This window comes from Paenibacillus sp. SN-8-1 (genome assembly GCF_050995535.1).
GTDB lineage: Bacteria > Bacillota > Bacilli > Paenibacillales > Paenibacillaceae > Fontibacillus.
In genome coordinates this window covers 3,140,295-3,157,500 of the sequence record NZ_CP194782.1, presented here as the reverse complement: position 1 = coordinate 3,157,500, position 17,206 = coordinate 3,140,295, and the positions used below count along the sequence as shown (strand labels likewise).

General features: G+C 45.0%; 17 protein-coding genes, 2 rRNA genes and 1 pseudogene (1 of these 20 running past the window's edge). 18 read left to right on the top strand and 2 right to left on the bottom strand.

Annotated elements, in window-relative coordinates:
- The 3 genes from ACRRNK_RS15280 to ACRRNK_RS15270 all read left to right on the top strand — a co-directional run.
- A 23S ribosomal RNA gene (locus tag ACRRNK_RS15280) occupies window positions 1–1,055 on the top strand; it begins 1,999 nt to the left of the window's first position.
- Between the two features lie 224 nt (window positions 1,056–1,279).
- Window positions 1,280–1,396, top strand: a 5S ribosomal RNA gene (gene rrf / locus ACRRNK_RS15275).
- A gap of 532 nt (window positions 1,397–1,928) precedes the next feature.
- The gene (locus tag ACRRNK_RS15270) at window positions 1,929–4,571 is read left to right on the top strand and encodes a PAS domain S-box protein (protein ID WP_433943576.1); all 2,643 of its coding nucleotides are present in this window, start codon (window positions 1,929–1,931) and stop codon (window positions 4,569–4,571) included.
- A 113-nt stretch (window positions 4,572–4,684) separates the two neighbouring features.
- Here ACRRNK_RS15270 and ACRRNK_RS15265 read toward each other — a convergent pair whose 3' ends face one another.
- Window positions 4,685–5,650 carry a GntR family transcriptional regulator gene (locus tag ACRRNK_RS15265; protein ID WP_433943575.1) on the bottom strand — a complete coding sequence of 322 codons (966 nt, stop codon included), beginning with the start codon at window positions 5,648–5,650 and terminating at the stop codon, window positions 4,685–4,687.
- A gap of 154 nt (window positions 5,651–5,804) precedes the next feature.
- On the opposite strand from ACRRNK_RS15265, the gene ACRRNK_RS15260 reads away from it, so the two are divergent.
- The 11 genes and pseudogenes from ACRRNK_RS15260 (at window position 5,805) to ACRRNK_RS15210 (ending at window position 13,186) form a co-directional block, all read left to right on the top strand.
- The gene (locus ACRRNK_RS15260) at window positions 5,805–6,323 is read left to right on the top strand and encodes an HPP family protein (RefSeq protein ID WP_433943574.1); all 519 of its coding nucleotides are present in this window, start codon (window positions 5,805–5,807) and stop codon (window positions 6,321–6,323) included.
- A 45-nt stretch (window positions 6,324–6,368) separates the two neighbouring features.
- Complete coding sequence (locus ACRRNK_RS15255) at window positions 6,369–7,295, top strand: aldo/keto reductase (protein WP_433943573.1); 927 nt, start codon at window positions 6,369–6,371, stop codon at window positions 7,293–7,295.
- 176 nt (window positions 7,296–7,471) lie between these two features.
- Window positions 7,472–8,203, top strand: coding sequence for a ThuA domain-containing protein (locus ACRRNK_RS15250; protein WP_433943572.1), 732 nt, complete (start codon window positions 7,472–7,474; stop codon window positions 8,201–8,203).
- A gap of 181 nt (window positions 8,204–8,384) precedes the next feature.
- Window positions 8,385–9,083, top strand: coding sequence for a DUF1361 domain-containing protein (locus ACRRNK_RS15245; protein ID WP_433943571.1), 699 nt, complete (start codon window positions 8,385–8,387; stop codon window positions 9,081–9,083).
- A gap of 145 nt (window positions 9,084–9,228) precedes the next feature.
- Window positions 9,229–10,413, top strand: coding sequence for a GTP-binding protein (locus ACRRNK_RS15240; RefSeq protein ID WP_433943570.1), 1,185 nt, complete (start codon window positions 9,229–9,231; stop codon window positions 10,411–10,413).
- 113 nt (window positions 10,414–10,526) lie between these two features.
- Window positions 10,527–10,796 carry a 30S ribosomal protein S14 gene (rpsN, locus tag ACRRNK_RS15235; RefSeq protein WP_433943569.1) on the top strand — a complete coding sequence of 90 codons (270 nt, stop codon included), beginning with the start codon at window positions 10,527–10,529 and terminating at the stop codon, window positions 10,794–10,796.
- Window positions 10,797–10,839: 43 nt separating this feature from the next.
- A complete protein-coding gene (gene rpmG / locus ACRRNK_RS15230; protein WP_433943568.1) occupies window positions 10,840–10,989 on the top strand; it encodes a 50S ribosomal protein L33 in 150 nt (49 codons plus the stop codon).
- Between the two features lie 124 nt (window positions 10,990–11,113).
- Complete coding sequence (locus tag ACRRNK_RS15225) at window positions 11,114–11,224, top strand: hypothetical protein (RefSeq protein ID WP_433943567.1); 111 nt, start codon at window positions 11,114–11,116, stop codon at window positions 11,222–11,224.
- Window positions 11,221–11,787 carry a metal ABC transporter permease gene (locus tag ACRRNK_RS15220; RefSeq protein ID WP_433943566.1) on the top strand — a complete coding sequence of 189 codons (567 nt, stop codon included), beginning with the start codon at window positions 11,221–11,223 and terminating at the stop codon, window positions 11,785–11,787. The genes ACRRNK_RS15225 and ACRRNK_RS15220 overlap by 4 nt, the downstream gene beginning before the upstream one ends.
- Before the next feature lie 44 nt (window positions 11,788–11,831).
- Window positions 11,832–12,785: pseudogene (locus tag ACRRNK_RS15215) on the top strand (metal ABC transporter substrate-binding protein).
- Between the two features lie 80 nt (window positions 12,786–12,865).
- Window positions 12,866–13,186, top strand: coding sequence for a (2Fe-2S) ferredoxin domain-containing protein (locus ACRRNK_RS15210; protein WP_433943565.1), 321 nt, complete (start codon window positions 12,866–12,868; stop codon window positions 13,184–13,186).
- 19 nt (window positions 13,187–13,205) lie between these two features.
- Here the strand turns inward: ACRRNK_RS15210 and ACRRNK_RS15205 are convergent, their stop codons facing one another.
- Window positions 13,206–13,856 carry a DsbA family oxidoreductase gene (locus tag ACRRNK_RS15205; protein ID WP_433943564.1) on the bottom strand — a complete coding sequence of 217 codons (651 nt, stop codon included), beginning with the start codon at window positions 13,854–13,856 and terminating at the stop codon, window positions 13,206–13,208.
- 190 nt (window positions 13,857–14,046) lie between these two features.
- Here ACRRNK_RS15205 and ACRRNK_RS15200 point away from each other — a divergent pair, with 190 nt between their 5' ends.
- The 4 genes from ACRRNK_RS15200 to ACRRNK_RS15185 all read left to right on the top strand — a co-directional run bounded on the left by ACRRNK_RS15200 (window position 14,047) and on the right by ACRRNK_RS15185 (window position 17,204).
- Window positions 14,047–14,508: a MerR family transcriptional regulator gene (locus tag ACRRNK_RS15200; protein ID WP_433943563.1), complete on the top strand. Its 462-nt coding sequence runs from the start codon at window positions 14,047–14,049 to the stop codon at window positions 14,506–14,508.
- A gap of 66 nt (window positions 14,509–14,574) precedes the next feature.
- A complete protein-coding gene (locus ACRRNK_RS15195; protein WP_433943562.1) occupies window positions 14,575–15,789 on the top strand; it encodes an MFS transporter in 1,215 nt (404 codons plus the stop codon).
- 14 nt (window positions 15,790–15,803) lie between these two features.
- Window positions 15,804–16,229: a universal stress protein gene (locus ACRRNK_RS15190; protein WP_433943561.1), complete on the top strand. Its 426-nt coding sequence runs from the start codon at window positions 15,804–15,806 to the stop codon at window positions 16,227–16,229.
- Window positions 16,230–16,433: 204 nt separating this feature from the next.
- A complete protein-coding gene (locus ACRRNK_RS15185; protein WP_433943560.1) occupies window positions 16,434–17,204 on the top strand; it encodes a DeoR/GlpR family DNA-binding transcription regulator in 771 nt (256 codons plus the stop codon).
- Window positions 17,205–17,206: the final 2 nt, after the last annotated feature.

Here is a 17,206-nt window from a genome sequence, read left to right as displayed (position 1 = left end):
TGCTGGAAGGTTAAGGGGAGTGGTTAGGGAGTAATCCCGAAGCTATGAACCGAAGCCCCAGTAAACGGCGGCCGTAACTATAACGGTCCTAAGGTAGCGAAATTCCTTGTCAGGTAAATTCTGACCCGCACGAATGGCGTAACGACTTGGGCGCTGTCTCAACGAGAGATCCGGTGAAATTTTAATACCTGTGAAGATGCAGGTTACCCGCGACAAGACGGAAAGACCCCATGGAGCTTTACTGCAGCTTGATATTGGACTTTGATACGATTTGTACAGGATAGGTGGGAGCCTAAGAAGCAGGAGCGCCAGCTTCTGTGGAGGCAACGTTGGGATACCACCCTGATCGTATCGGAGTTCTAACCTGGTACCGTAATCCGGTATGGGGACAGTGTCAGGTGGGCAGTTTGACTGGGGCGGTCGCCTCCTAAAGAGTAACGGAGGCGCCCCAAGGTTCCCTCAGAATGGTTGGAAATCATTCGAAGAGTGCAAAGGCATAAGGGAGCTTGACTGCGAGACTGACAAGTCGAGCAGGGACGAAAGTCGGGCTTAGTGATCCGGTGGTACCGCATGGAAGGGCCATCGCTCAACGGATAAAAGCTACCCTGGGGATAACAGGCTTATCTCCCCCAAGAGTCCACATCGACGGGGAGGTTTGGCACCTCGATGTCGGCTCATCGCATCCTGGGGCTGAAGTAGGTCCCAAGGGTTGGGCTGTTCGCCCATTAAAGCGGTACGCGAGCTGGGTTCAGAACGTCGTGAGACAGTTCGGTCCCTATCTGTCGTGGGCGTAGGAAATTTGAGAGGAGCTGTCCTTAGTACGAGAGGACCGGGATGGACGCACCGCTGGTGCACCAGTTGTTCCGCCAGGAGCACAGCTGGGTAGCTAAGTGCGGAAGGGATAAGCGCTGAAAGCATCTAAGCGTGAAGCCCCCCTCAAGATGAGATTTCCCAGTATGTAAGACCCCTTGAAGACGACGAGGTAGATAGGCTGGGGGTGGAAGTGCAGTAATGCATGGAGCTGACCAGTACTAATCGGTCGAGGGCTTATCCTCAAAGTTTCACGAAGTGAAACTACTTCGGAAGCATATTCTAAGAACCCCGAGAACAATGGGGCACACGCAAGTTCGTTTCGTATCTAGTTTTCAGGTGATCAAGCCTGAACCGATTTTAAGCTGCATGCCTTGATAAGGTCTGATATTTTCTCGCAGCGATGAGTTTTCTAAGGTTGGATATTTTCCTGAAGTGATTCAGGGAGTATTGACCCGGAAAAATCCCGTTTGGTGGCGATGGCGGAGGGGTTCCACACGTACCCATCCCGAACACGACCGTTAAGCCCTCCAGCGCCGATGGTACTTGGACCGCAGGGTCCTGGGAGAGTAGGACGCCGCCAAGCAAAGAGTAAGAGCACTGCCATAAGGTAGTGCTCTTTTTTGTCTGTTTTAAAAAAAAGATTGGTTGATTTAATTGCGTAACATAATCAATGTGATTACGAGAATAGTACACTGTGAAATCAGCACCATTCCGAGTCAATCTATACCAGCTTGTTATTTATGAGGAGATTGCAGCATCTAGGAACAACAATACAAAAACTTCAAGACCTGCTATGCGAATTTTAAAAGTGAATTACTCGTAAAGGCTAGTTGATTCAAAAGCTTCTTATTTGGTTAATTGTTTAGGTATAGTATAAAAATGAGCAGCTAAATGAAGGTCGTTCCTCGGATTATTACCAAAGCCACTGGGGTGGTCATACCCCCTGGTCATACTCCTGTCTAATTTTACGGGGTATGACCAAAGTGGCTTTTTTAGTGACTGGAAAGCCCTATTGTTCTCTACAATTATTATGCAAGGTTCGAGTTTAACTGGTACTATGACTATAAGTTAGTTAACGTTAATTTATAGTATCCCAGACTGGAGGATTTCTTTACATGAATGAATTATCAATCGATCACCAAGCCTTATTTGAACACATTTATACTGAAGCTCCAATAGGAATCGCGCTGGTATCGATCGAAGGAAATTGGATAAAAATGAATCCTGCTTTCTGTGAAATCTTAGGGTATACGGAGTCTGAACTTATGAGACTTTCGCGCCAGGATATTACTTTTCCGGGTGATTTGATGATAGATGAGGAATACATGACCAAGATGTTGTATGAAAATCGTAAGAAGTATCAGTGGGAAAAAAGATACTTTCATAAAAATGGTAACCTTATATGGGTCTCTAAACACGTGTCCATAGTACGGGATACTCAAAATCAGCCCTTATACTATATTGCTCATGTGATTAATATTACGGCCAAAAAAAATATAGAAGTCAAAATGCGTAATGCGGAATTCATGTATAAGCTTATTTCTGAAAATGCATTAGATGTTATCTCCTATATGACGCCGGAGGGAATAACGGAGTACTGTTCTCCTTCTATACGAGATGTACTCGGCTATGAACCCGAGGAATGGATAGGTAAGAACAATTTTAATTACTATCATCCGGAGGATATTAAAGCATTGCAGTCCAAATCTTTTGCGGATCATGATGTGTCGACCTACCGAGTTCGTCATAAATCCGGTTACTACGTCTGGTTTGAAACTTCAACCAAAATCATTCGCGATGATTCCGGAGAGATACAAAGGGTTCTGGGTATTGGGCGCGATATAACGGAAAGAAAGAAATTTGAAGAGAGCTTTGCAGAAGCTCAGCAGATTGCGCTGCTTGGCAGCTGGGAATGGGATATTGAGAGTGATCGAGTGTCTTTTTCGGAGCAAATCTACAAGATTTTTAATCTGCAAAAAAAAGGAGAGGCTCCGTCCAGCCTCTTACAACTTCTTCATCCAGAGGATCGGCAGCGATTCACAGAATTGAGGAATGAGGCTTTGGAGGGTCACACGGTTAGCGGAGAATTTCGTCACCTGGAACCAAGCGGATCCGTGAAACATTTGCATATACGAGCCCGTGTGACTTTTGATAATAACGGAAAACCACTCAAAATGTATGGGACGACCCAAGATATCTCGGAACGAAAAAAAGTGGAATTGACACTTCAAGAAACAATTGAACGATATACTTCACTTAAGAAATATAATCATGATGCGATTGTCTCCCTGGATCTGAATGGGAAAATCCTGAATATGAATGCAATGGCCGAACGCTTAACTGGATATCAGGTAAAAGAAGTTGCAGGATTGAATATTTCCAAATTTATTGGAGTTAAATATAGAAATCGTATTCTACTAGAGACCATGAACCATGCTTCGATCGAGCGGGATATTAATAAGATCAAGCACAGAGACGGACATTCAACCGAAGTGCTGACTACCATTGCACCGATTATTATTAATAATATGACCAAGGGATATTATATAATTGCCAAGGATATTACCGAACAAAAGAAACTGTTAATTGCTAAAGAAGCGGCAGAACGTACGAATAAAGCGAAGAGTGAATTTCTTGCGATGATGAGTCACGAAATCCGTACTCCAATGAATGGGGTCATCGGAATGACCGATCTGCTGCTGGAGACAACGGATCTCAGCGAGGAGCAAAGGGAATATATCCAGGTGATTAGTAAAAGTGGAACCACACTTCTGGCTATCATAAATGATATTCTCGATTTCTCAAAGATTGAGTCAGGGCGGACGGTTATGTTATCAGAGCCATTTAGCATCAGAGATCTTATTTCCGAGACACTGGATGTCTTTCAATTGAAAGCGAGACAGAAGAAGCTGGAGGTTAAGACTACGATCAGTCCAGGCATTCCTGGTATGCTGATAGGAGATTCGAATCGGTTAAAACAGGTGCTAATGAATGTTATAGGAAATGCGATTAAATTTACCGAGCACGGCGGAGTGTCTATTGCAGTCAAAGATTTGGAGCAGGGCTTTGGGAATGTCCTCTTGAAATTCACAGTATCGGATACGGGAATTGGAATTCCTAAGGACAAGCTGAAGTATTTGTTCGAACCCTTCTCGCAGCTGGATAATTTCATGACCCGTAAGTCGGAGGGGACCGGGCTTGGACTCGCCATCAGTAAAAAAATTGTGGAGATGATGGGTGGAGAGATTCACGCGGTACAAACAGATGAACCTGGAGCTACATTTGTTTTTACAGCCTATTTCCAACTGGAAAATACACACGAAAGTTCTCTTCCAGAGCTCTCTGCTAAAGGTGAAGAAGAAACTTTAGAGACCCTAAGTATATTGATTGCAGAAGATAATCAAGTGAACCAGATGGTACTGACCCGAATGCTGGAGAAAATGGGGTATAAGCCGAATTTGGTGGAGAACGGGAATGAGGTTATAAAAGCGCTGAAGCATACCGATTATGACATTGTATTTATGGATATTCAAATGCCAGAAATGAATGGCCTGGACGCAACAAGAGAGATTAGAAAGGCATTCCCTTCCGACAAATGGCCTTACATTACAGCGGTGACAGCCAATGCGCTTAGAGATGATCAAGAAATCTGTATGCAGGCGGGAATGGACGATTACATCAGCAAGCCGATCAAAATGGATGATCTGGCGAAAGTTATTCACAAGTACCGCTCAATTAAGTTCAGTAATCATTTGTAATCTTCCTGAAATATTAATTTCATCTGCGCTTAATGTAAGGAACCTATAATGAAGTTACCCCTTTAAAAATATATAAAATTAGACCTGCAGCCCGTTGCTGCGGGTCTCTTTTTTTATTTGTCTGCTTGACGCAGTTCATACAGAAGACGCTCGCTGCTCTTCTCAAGAATCATAGGGAAAAGTCTTGTCTTGTCAGGAGCCAGCTCATTGACTTGAGCGAAAACAGCTGATGAGGCATAGACTGTGTCGGATTGTTCAACCAGCTCTTGTAATTCAGCGGCATTCTCAATGCCAAGTGGAGAGGCTGTGATATTCATAATCCCCGCTTCTTGTACCCGACTGGCCATCCATTGTCCACCAACATTCCCCAGACATACGAAGCCAACTTGACTGGCGGAGCTCTGCTGGGCAATCTCCAGTAGAACCGGCATGGCTACAGCTGCTCCAATCACATATATTCGAATGTTGTAACCTTGGAGCAGTTCTTTAACCTCTCCATCATGATTCAGGGTAGTAATGACCAGGTCTGCCCGAGCCACAGCCTCATCTCTTATCTTCTCCGATTGCAATTCTGAGAGCATATGTGTTCTCACCTCGGCACCGGTAATTCGCTCAATTTCAGTCTGATAAAAAGGGAAATCATGGCCTTCACACTCAATAAACAGGATGCGCCGCCTATTTGCTTGTTCTCCTTCTTGAAGCATCAGGTAGGCCAGTGAAGCCGTAAAGAATTCATTCAATGGGATATGTTTGCTGTTCGCCTCATCTAATATTCGCATAAAAAGCTCGTGCATAGGCTCCCGAAGCTTGCGAAGCTGCTTAACGTGTGTGTTGTCAAGGACTTGGGTTCCACGACCCTTCTGAATGGAGACAAGTCCGTCATCTTTTAACTGATTATATACAGAATTGATGGTATTTCGGTTCAGGCCGAGCAGATCGGCCAAATCGCCTGCAGGAGGAAGCATATCCCCGGGAAGAAGATGCCCCGTGCCAATTAGCCATTTCAGCTGTTCTTTAAGCTGGGTGTTCAAGCCGAAGGTAACACTTGGATCTACCCGGAGTTTAAGGGCTTTATCCATTTTTAAATAACCCCATTCCTAGTTATATATTCATTATAACTTTAAGTCCTACGTATTTTAATTGCAATAAGGATTGACAATACATCAGGTTCATCGTAAGTTAAATACACATATACATAGTTATATAGTAATTATAACACAAGGAGTGTTAAAGATGGACCGTTTATGGTTGTTTTTTGGTAAAATGAGAGGTCGGGGCCGCACACCATTAAAAGTGGTCCGCCGGAATGTGATCATCGGCTTCATAGGCGGATTTGTTGCTGTCGGCATGCTCGCTATCTTAAATGAAATGGGGCATGGTCTATGGATTATGGCTCCCTTTGGTGCCAGCTGTGTGCTTGCCTTTGGGGTATGGGATTCCCCGCTCTCCCAGCCCCGGAATATTATCGGAGGGCACATCATCTCAACATTTACAGGACTGCTGGTCTATCATCTTGTTGGGGGAGGATTCCTGTCTATGGCAATAGGTGTTGGCGCAGCGATCAGCTTCATGATGCTTGCACGGATGACACATCCTCCTGCAGGAGCAGATCCGCTTGTTGTCATCATGGCAGGCAGCAGCTGGTCTTTCCTGCTTACCCCGGTACTGATCGGAGCTGTGATTATTGTGGCTGCTGCTCTTATTATTAATAATTTGGACCGCACCCGAAATTATCCTACCTTCTGGTGGTAAGGATAAGTATAATACACATGAAGCTCATGAAGGAGAGGTTACGAGATGAAGAAGAATAGGCTGGGTCAGTCAGACCTATATGTAAGTGAAATTGGATTTGGGTGTATGTCGATTGGAACAGAAGAGCCGGCAGCCATCCGTCTCATTCATGAAGCTATGGACCAGGGCATTAATTTCCTGGATACAGCTGATCTCTACGACCAGGGACGTAATGAGGAACTTGTGGGAAAAGCCATTCAAGGGCGGCGAAATGAGATCATCCTGGCAACCAAGGTCGGCAACCGGCGAATTCCTGGGCAGGAAGGGTGGGTATGGGATCCATCAAAGTCCTACATAAAGTCTGCAGTTAAGGAAAGCCTGAGAAGGCTTGGAACCGATTATATTGATCTGTATCAGCTCCACGGAGGAACACTGGACGATCCCATTGATGAGACGATTGAAGCTTTTGAAGACCTTAAGCGGGAAGGGGTTATTCGGCAGTATGGGATTTCTTCCATTCGCCCTAACGTTATTCTTGAATATGTGAATAGATCCGGGATCGTCAGTGTGATGAGCCAATACAGCCTTTTGGATAGAAGACCTGAGGAACAAATTCTGCCCCTGCTTGCAAAGCATGGAATCAGTCTGATAGCCAGAGGCCCGCTTGCCAAAGGTATTCTTACGGAGGCTGGGGAGCATAAAGCAGATAAAGGATATTTGGACTACACGCCAAAGCAGCTTGCGATGTTACGTGAAGACTTGAGAAAAATATTGAATAACAAAGCTACTCTGCATCAAACCGCACTCAGGTATCCTCTCTATCATCCGGCTGTAGCATCCATTATACCGGGAGCCAGCTCTGTGCAGCAGATTGTTAAAAATGTCCAGGAGGGCAAGGATTCTTCGCTGTCGTCCAATCGATATGAGCAAATTCAGCAGGTAACTAAATCGACCGATTATGATCAGGAGCATAGGCTGGATCCACGTGACTAGACTAAATTCCATCAGAGCAGCACTCCGTACCTTATAGTGGAATCGTTGATGTGCTTAGGATATAACTTTGACCAGATTGTGCATGTTTCAACCAGTTTGTTCATATGAATTCCCGCCGAATCGGAATAGAATATATAACTGTAATCAAGGATTATTAACAGGGGGAACAACTGACGATGATTAACCTGACGATCTGGAATGAGTACGTTCATGAGAAAATTCACGATGAGGTAAAAGCTGTTTATCCTGAAGGCATTCATGCTGCACTGGCAGAAGGGTTGTCCGGAGAAGGCTTTGCCATTCGCACTGCAACTTTAGATGAACCTGAGCATGGGCTCACGGATGAAGTATTAAATTCAACAGATGTCCTTATCTGGTGGGGACATATGGCACATGACCGGGTAAGTGATGAAATTACGCAGAAGGTAGCTAAGCGTGTTCAGCAAGGTATGGGACTGGTTGTACTTCACTCTGGTCATTTCTCCAAACCATTTAAAGCGTTAATGGGCACGAGCTGTGATCTTAAATGGCGTGAGGTGGGAGAGCAGGAAATTCTGTGGAATGTAAATCCATCCCATCCTATTGCTCATGGCGTTAATGCAAGTATTATTCTGGAGCATGAGGAAATGTACGGAGAGTTCTTCGATATTCCAGAGCCGGATGAGCTGGTATTTATCAGTAATTTTGAAGGCGGAGAAGTATTCCGCAGTGGATGTACCTTCCGCCGCGGAGAGGGAAAGATTTTCTACTTCCGCCCGGGCCACGAGACTTACCCAACTTACTACAATAAAGAAATCCTTCGTGTTATTGCCAATGGTGTGAATTGGGCTAATCCGGTTCATACCTTAAAACCGGTATTTGGAAACAGCGAGCCGGTTAGAGCTATTAACAAAGGCGTTCTGGTTTAATATATCCCTCGAGATTTGGCCGTTTGTCCGTTACTATTACGGACAGAACGGCCATTTTTCTTTTATCAGAGCAAGACGGTTTGAGAAAGATGCAGACAGGCTAAGGTCTGTGTTAAAGTGAAAGAGAAACTATATTTTTCCAGAAAATATTGGGGGAATAATGCTGAATAGACTAAATGAAGTGAATATCAAAACCAAAATAAGTGTGCTTTTGCTTTTGTTCGCAGCCTCGGTTCTATGTCTTATGCTGGGAAATTACCTAAGAGCATATACAGATCGGGACATTTACATGCTCTTATACTGGAATATGTTCCTGGCATGGATGCCGGCAGGATTTGCTTTGCTGCTTGATTGGATCTATGTATACATACAGGGGAATCGTGTGCTTAGGATTATTCTATTTATTACAGTGGGCACACTTTGGCTGCTTTTTTATCCTAACTCTGCCTATTTAATTACAGACCAGCTTCATCCTTTTGCAAAATTCAACATGGATAACGGTGTCCGGTTCTGGCATGGGATCGAATTCTGGTACCATATGCTGCTGTTCTTTTCTGCAGCTGTAATTGGTCTCTTGCTCGGGATATATTCGCTTCTTTCTGTACAGGAGTTAGTAAGAAAGGCTTTAGGCAGGGCAAAATCCTGGACATTTGCCATCGTTACTCTGGCGCTTACGAGTCTCGGAATCTACCTCGGCCGCTTTATTCGCTGGAACAGCTGGGATGCCATCCGGAATCCGAAGCAGATTGTTCATCAAGTATTGTCTATGTTCACGGACATGGAAGAATTAAGACGTATGATTCCTTTTACCGGCATGTTCATGATGATCCTGCTGTTCAGCTATCTTATTGTTTATGGCTTCACCAAGATGAGACAATAGAATTGAGGTTTTGGCGTACCGGGAAGTGAATATCCTGGTGCGTTTTTTTTTGTTATTAGACAGTTGACAAAGGAATAGGAGTATATTACATTCTATAAATCGTAATAATTACTAATAATGATTGCGTAATGTAGAGGAGGATAAGATGAACAAGAAAAAAGTTCCTGTTACCGTTCTCAGCGGATACTTGGGATCAGGTAAGACCACGGTGCTCAATCATGTGTTAAATAATCGGAATGGCCTTAGAGTGGCCGTGATCGTAAATGATATGAGTGAGGTCAATATCGATGCGGCCCTGGTTAGCTCGAGTACTAATCTGTCAAGGACAGATGAAAGATTGGTTGAGATGTCTAATGGATGTATTTGCTGTACTCTGCGAGAGGATCTTCTTGAAGAGGTTCAGAAGCTTGTCCAAGAAGGAAAGTTCGATTATATCCTGATTGAGTCCACTGGAATAAGTGAGCCCGTACCGATTGCCCAGACCTTCTCCTATGAAGATACGGAGTCTGGTATTGATCTCTCCAAGCTGGCTAAGCTGGATTGTATGGTCACCGTTGTCGATGCTAACCGCTTTTGGCATGATTTCTCTTCGGGAGACACGCTGCTCGGAAGGGGTGAGGCGAATTCTGAGGGGGACAATAGGGATGTCGTGGACCTGCTCATCGACCAAATTGAGACTTGTGACGTGCTCCTGCTCAATAAATGCGATCTTGTTGATGAGGTGGGACTTCTTGAGCTGGAAGGGATCCTTAGAAAGCTTCAGCCTTCGGCTAAGATGATCCGCACCGTTCATGGAGAAATTGACCCGTCGGAAATCCTCAATACGGGCCGGTTTGATTTTGTTAAGACAAGTGAATCACCGGGCTGGATTAAAGAGCTTCAGAATAGTAATCATACGCCTGAGACCGAGGAGTATGGAATCAGCTCATTTGTGTACCGCAGACGCCTTCCGTTCCATCCCGAGAGATTGGCGGAATTCATGACCTATTGGCCGGAGTCTATAGTGAGAGCCAAGGGTCTAGCCTGGGTTGCATTAAAGGAGGATATGGCGGCTAGCCTTAGTCAGGCGGGTCCTTCAATTCAGTTCGGGCCGGCAGGATACTGGCTTGCTTCCATGTCTGAGGAGGTACAGACTGAGGTTTTTAGCAGTGAACCCGAAGTTCGTGGGAAATGGGATGCAGTCTGGGGTGACCGGATGAACGAGATCGTTATCATCGGTATCGATATGAACCGGGAGGAAATTGAAGATGAGCTTGATCGGTGTCTATTAAATGAGCAGGAGATGAATTCGGATTGGTCGCAGTTCCCGAATCCTCTGCCCTGGATATGAACAGATCAGCTTAAAACTTCAAGAATGTCATGACATGGAGTTAATCTAGTCTTGATCGATGTATCTGTCTATTCGGCATCCTAGAGCTGTAATATCAAGGAGGAGTGTGAACCATGGCGAAAAAGTCAAAAGTTGTGAAAGAGAAGCAGCGCAGAGAAATGGTTGCGAAGTATGCAGAGCTTCGGCGGGAATTGAAGTTGAATGGGGATTACGCATCGCTTCAGAAACTTCCCCGTAATGCTTCGCCTATAAGGCTGAAGAACCGCTGTGAAATCACGGGCAGGCCAAGAGGGTACTTATCCAGGTACAAGGTGTCCCGGATTGTCTTTCACGAGCTTGCTCATAAGGGACAAATACCCGGGGTTAAGAAAGCCAGCTGGTAAGCGGGTTTTACCGAATATCATACTTTTATAGGAGCGATGAATCATGCGAGTAGTTGTAACCTTAGCTTGTACAGAATGTGGAGACCGCAACTATACAACAACCAAGAATAAGAGAAATCACCCGGAACGTTTGGAGTTCCGAAAATATTGTCCAAGGCTGAAAAAATATACGATTCATAGAGAGACTCGTTAGGATTTGGGTTGAAGTTTGTAAGAAATCACCTTATTGCGCCCTTTGTAAATCGTAATAATTACGAATTTGAAATTTAGGTTCTTTCCTTCATCTAAATCCAGTATTCTCAGGATTCAGTATTGCGATGATAGGAGGCATTCTTGTTGAACAGCTAAGACGTACATACCGTACTTATAGCGAAGTACCTGTTGCAATCCTTATGACTGCGGGTCTGTCATTTGCCGTCGTGATATGAGCCAGCAGAGTAACTTAAGCAAGAGCTTCAGCTCTTATTTGTTCGGCTCAATCGTAGCCGTGAGTTATGAGCAACTATGGATGATCGGCGGCGTGTCCGTTGTGGGAATCCTCTATTTCACCATTCTGCGAAGACCGCTGTATAACTTGACCTATGATGAGGAGACGGCTCAAATTGGGGGAGTTCCTGTTAGGCTCCTGTCTTTCTCATTCGCAGTGCTAACAGGAATGACGGTAGCTTCGGCTATGCCGGTTGTGGGAGTGCTTCTGGTGTCTTCACTGATGGTGCTGCCTGCTTCATTAGCTCTACGAATATCTACAGGTTTTGCAGCAGCAAATATGATAGCAATCGTCTTTAGATTGTGTGGAATATTTAGTGGCCTAACGGCTTCTTACTACATGAATACTCCGCCGGGAGGGACTATTTCACTTATTCTGCTTGTATTCCTGCTCGGGGGAATTATGGTTCAAAAGCTGTTGCTTCACCGGAAAAGAAGAACAAAAGGGCTGCAAGTCATGCAGATCAGGAATCGAGTACACGAAAAGGAGATGAGATCAACGTGAGATTGGGGAGACGTCTTACATTTATTCTGTCATTATGTCTGGTTATGGCTACCGCAGCTTGCGGTACCAAAGTTGATTCGTCTGCGAAGAATGGAGCTTCAGCAGATCCTGCAGGCTCCCAAGTGAAGGTGACCACCACGGAACCCGCCAAAAAATTAAAGATTCAGGTTAGTTTTTATCCCATGTATGAATTCACGAAGCAGATAGCTGGAGAGCTGGCTGATGTGGAGACACTGATCCCAGCAACCGTCGAACCACATGATTTGGAACCTACACCACAGGACATTAAGAACATTGAAGAATCGGATGTTCTTGTCTACAATGGGGCGGATATGGAAGGATGGCTGGATCAGGTCCTGGGCAGTGTATCTAATACCTAGCTCGTTAAAGTTGAAGCCAGCTCAGGCCTTGAGCTGATGGAGGGCTTAGAAGAAGATCATGAGCACAAGGAGGTTCATGCGCATGATCATGGTGAGATGGCCCCCCATGCGTGGCTGTCTCCAGAACTTGCTATCAAGGAAGTACAGAATATTGAGCTCGCACTTGCGCAAGCTGCACCAGAATACAAGGATGAGTTTCGAAAGAATGCTGAGGCATACATTCGCAAGCTGAAGGAGCTGGATAAGGATTTTAAGGAGGGATTGCGTCAAGTCAAGCGTAAGGATTTCATCACTCAACATGCCGCATTCGGTTATCTGGCGAAGGAATATGGCCTTGTACAGGTGCCGATAGCCGGATTGTCACCGGAAGAAGAGCCATCAGCGGCCAAGATGGCCGAAATCGTCAAATTTGCTAAAGAACGTCATGTTAAAACCATTTTCTTCGAAACTATGGCCACTTCCAAGGTAGCGGATATCATTGCAGAGGAAATTGGTGCAAAATCTGCTGTACTTAATCCAATTGAGGGACTGACGGAGAAAGACAAAACCAGTGGTCATGACTACCTTGCTCTTATGCGCCAAAATCTTGAATCGCTGAAGAGCGCTTTGAATGAATAATGATGCTGCATAGAGAGGCAAACCCGGAGAATTTGGTTATATAATGAAATAGCAGTTCACTTCTTAAGGTGGTGCAGGCTATGGGGAACTTTAATCTGGAGAGATTGCAGCATCATATTCTGATTTGTCATGGATCAAGCTGCAAAAGGAATCAGGCCGAGGAAGTCACAGCTGCAATCCGTGAAGAGATTGACCGCCAGAAGGCGAGTTCAATTCTAGTGACCAGAACGGGGTGCCTTAAAAGGTGCTCTAACGCCTGTAATGCAGTCGTCTACCCTAAGGGAATATGGTATAAAGAAATGACGCCGGGATCTGGACGCAAGCTGATCAAGAAACTTGTAAAGGGTAAGCTTATGAAGAAGCATATTTCATATGATATAGGCCAAAATAAGGCGACCTAATAGGTCGCCTCTTTTGATTTCATTCCGATTCTCTTTGGTGAGCCTCGCTGACCTTTTGTAGTGTCTCAAGGAACACTTCAGTAGGTTGAGCGCCTGTGATGGCATATTTGCGATCAATCAGGAAGAAGGGAACAGCGCGAATCTCAAGTTCCGCAGCTTCTTGTTCGTCACCATGTACTTCACTTGCATAATCGTCACGGCTTAGCATGGCTGCTGCGGCTTGCTCATCAAGACCTGCCTGGCCAGCAAGTGCAGACAAGACGCTATGATCGCCAATGTGCTTGGAGTCCGTAAAATAGGCTTTGAACAGCAGTTCAGTCATCTCGCCAGCCTTGCCATGCTGAGCAGCGAAATGAGTCAGGCGATGGGCGTCGAACGTATTCGTCTGGATGGACGTATCCAAGCGATACTGAAGGCCGAGTGACTTGGCTTGTTCGGTTACATCGTTGTTCATGGCAATGGCTCTCTCACGTGTCATTCCGTATTTACCGGCCAGCATGTCATGAACATCATAATCTACATCCCGCTTAGCATGAGGGTCAAGCTCAAAGCTTCTGTAGATTACTTGAACATTATCTTTATCAGCAAACTTGTGCAGCGCTTGTTCAAACCGGCGTTTTCCCATATAGCAAAAAGGACAAGCATAGTCAGACCATATTTCAATCTTCATCATTAACCTCCACATTGATTACAGCCTAGAATTTTAAATTTATTACTTGGAATATCATAGTTACTTTATAAAAGAGTGTCAAACTCCGAGTATTATTATATAAAAAATTACATATATAAATATTGACGTTAACGTTAATAACATATTATAATATTTACATATTGAACGTTTCCGGAAAGAGGTCTTGGATGTGCTCAAAATTGAAGAAGTAGCCAATGAGACCGGACTTACGAAACGTACGATCCGGTATTATGAGGAGCTCGGCCTGCTTCCCTCACCCAAGCGGAGTGAAGGAGGAATACGACTGTATACTCAGGAGGATATTGTTCTCCTGAACAAGATTGTCAGCGCTAAGGAAGTGCTTGGGTTCTCACTTCAGGAACTTCATAAGTATGTAACGATTGCGGAGCTGCTCAAGGATAAGAATGAGAAGTATCGTGGAGAGAAGGCAAAGCTTACGGATGAGCAGCGGAAGGAGAAGCTCCTGGAAATCGACGATGTGCTTTCAGAACAGCTCGAGCTACTCACTCGGAAGATCGATAACATTGTTAAGTTCCAAAGCGAGCTAACTGATCTTAGGGAAAAGGTTCATAACAAGCTTAGAGAGCTGGGGATGGAATCCGATCCAAGTTCTTCTATCCCAGCTAAATGAGAAGAAATTAGGGATCCCAGTTTCATTAAGTGCAGTTATCTTATTTAATGTGGAGGTTATTACAGTATGGAATCAGAGTCTAAACTAGCCGGAGATCTTCAGAAGTCTTCCGGATTATTATCTCAGCCCAAAGCCGTCTGGGCTGTAGCTTTCGCTTGTGTTATTTCTTTTATGGGTCTGGGTCTCGTTGACCCGATACTGCCGGCTATTGCAGAGCAGCTGCATGCGAGTAAGAGCCAGGTATCTCTTCTTTTTACCAGTTATAATCTGGTGACAGGCATAGCCATGCTCATTACTGGTGTTGTATCGAGCAGGCTGGGTGTGAAATGGACACTTCTATCCGGGATGGTTTTGACGATTGTGTTTGCAGGCCTCGGCGGGGCTTCGCATACGATTGGTCAGATTGTTGGCTTCCGTGCAGGATGGGGTCTAGGTAATGCTCTATTCATTGCAACGGCGCTATCGGCTATCGTTGGATTCTCCAAATCGGGAACCGCCAAAGCCATCATTCTGTATGAAGCCGCTCTTGGTCTCGGGATTTCGGTGGGACCGCTGCTTGGCGGGGAACTCGGCTCCATTTCTTGGCGGGGGCCATTCTATGGGGTTAGTGCACTGATGATAATTGGCTTTATCTTCATCTTGTTTGTACTGCCCAAGACACCTAAACCGAAGAAGACGAGCTCGATTGCAGACCCTTTCAAGGCGTTAGGGTATCCGGCTCTACTCACTTTAGCAATTGTTGCTTTTCTTTATAACTTCGGGTTCTTTACGTTGATGGCTTACTCTCCTTATGTTATGAAGCTGGATGAGCATGGACTCGGCTATGTATTCTTTGGCTGGGGGATTATGCTGGCTATTACCTCTGTTCTGGTGGCACCTAAGCTTCAGAGACGGTTTAGTCTTGTAAAATCGATCAGCTGGATGCTCACTCTGTTTGCTGTTGATTTGGCTGTAATGGCCGTTGGAACCATTAATCATTCTCCGACAACGGTAATTGTTGCGGTTATAGTAGCAGGGATCTTCCTGGGGATCAATAACACACTGATTACGACAGCTGTTATGCAGGCGGCACCAGTAGAACGAGCTACGGCATCAGCCTCCTACAGCTTCGTACGCTTTCTTGGAGGAGCACTATCTCCTTGGCTGGCAGGTAAGCTTTCCGAGTGGTCCACTCCCCAGTCGCCTTTCTGGTTCGGCGCTTTTATGGTTATGCTGGGTGTTATTGTTCTGATTATCCGCCGCAGACATTTGGATCATATCAATATGAGTGCCGGACATTAAGGAGGAATTGAGCGATGTTTAATCATATATTAATCCCGATTGATGGCTCTACCCATGCGAAGCGCGCGCTTGAAACCGCGAGATCTTTCGTTCAAAGCTTAGCGTCAGGCACCATAGAAATCACGATTCTTCATGTGAATCCTGAGCTTTCGTATAACGAACCTCCACTTGGAGTGGATGTGGAAGCACGGTTAGAAGAGGAAGGAGAGCAGATTGTAGGGCCAGCGGAACAATTATTTACAGGTCTTCCCGTAAAGTGCGAAGTGATGACAAAGCATGGGGATCCGGCAAGCCTGATCTGTACTGTCGCAGAGCAGGTAGGGGCGGATATTATAATTATGGGCACCAGGGGGATTAACCTTGTATCTGAGATGCTGCTTGGGAGTGTCAGTCACCATGTGATTCAGCATGCTCCTTGCCCTGTTATGACAGTAAAGTAGAATAATAAATAAGTCCGTCATTCAAATCAGAATGGCGGACTTTTTGTATACGCGCATATTTTTGCGTACAACTAATCATAAACGAGCATAAAATAACTATTTACAAAGTTTGAAAACGCTATTATAATCATAAATGAGCACAAACGATCAAATAAAATCACAAATGCTCATTGAATTGCTCATTTGAGAAAGGGTGATTCCAAATTGTTATTTGAAGAAGAGAGAAAATCACAGCTGGTTCAATATCTCGAGCGCAACCAAAGAGCTTCGGTTCAGGAACTGAGTGAGAATTTTGAAGTATCTGAATCTACAATCCGGCGGGACTTGAAAGAGCTTGAGGAGGCCAAACTTCTTAAGCGGACACATGGCGGAGCGGTGGCGCTCCAAAGTGCGGGGTTTGAGCCCAGCATACTGGATAAGGAAGATGTGCTTAGGCCGGAGAAAGAACGCATTGCCCGTGAGGCTGCGCGGCGAATCCGGGAAGGAGATACCATCCTGTTGGATTCTGGAACAACCACCCTTCATCTGGCCAGGGAGATCAAGCAGTTCTCTTCCATCCGTGTCATTACTAATTCCATGCTGGTTCTTAATGAGCTGAAGGACAGCAGAAATATAGAGGTGACCCTACTAGGAGGTATTCTAAGGCCCGAAACCCAAGCCTTTGTCGGTCCCATGACTGAACAGTCGCTGGATATGATTCGGGTTGATAAAGCGTTTATTGCAACAAACGGCATCGATTTAAAAATGGGCATTACAACACCGAATCTGGTGGAAGCCGCAACTAAACGCAAAATGCTGCAAATTGCAGGAGAAGTCATCCTGTTAACGGATCATAGCAAGATTGGAAAAGTGGCGTATGCAAAGTTCGCTGATATATCCGATATCCATCAGTGCATATTTGATCAGGGAGTTCGGACAGACTTCGTGAATGAACTTAAAAAGTTGGAAGTAGATGTTACACTCGCTTCAGAATAGGA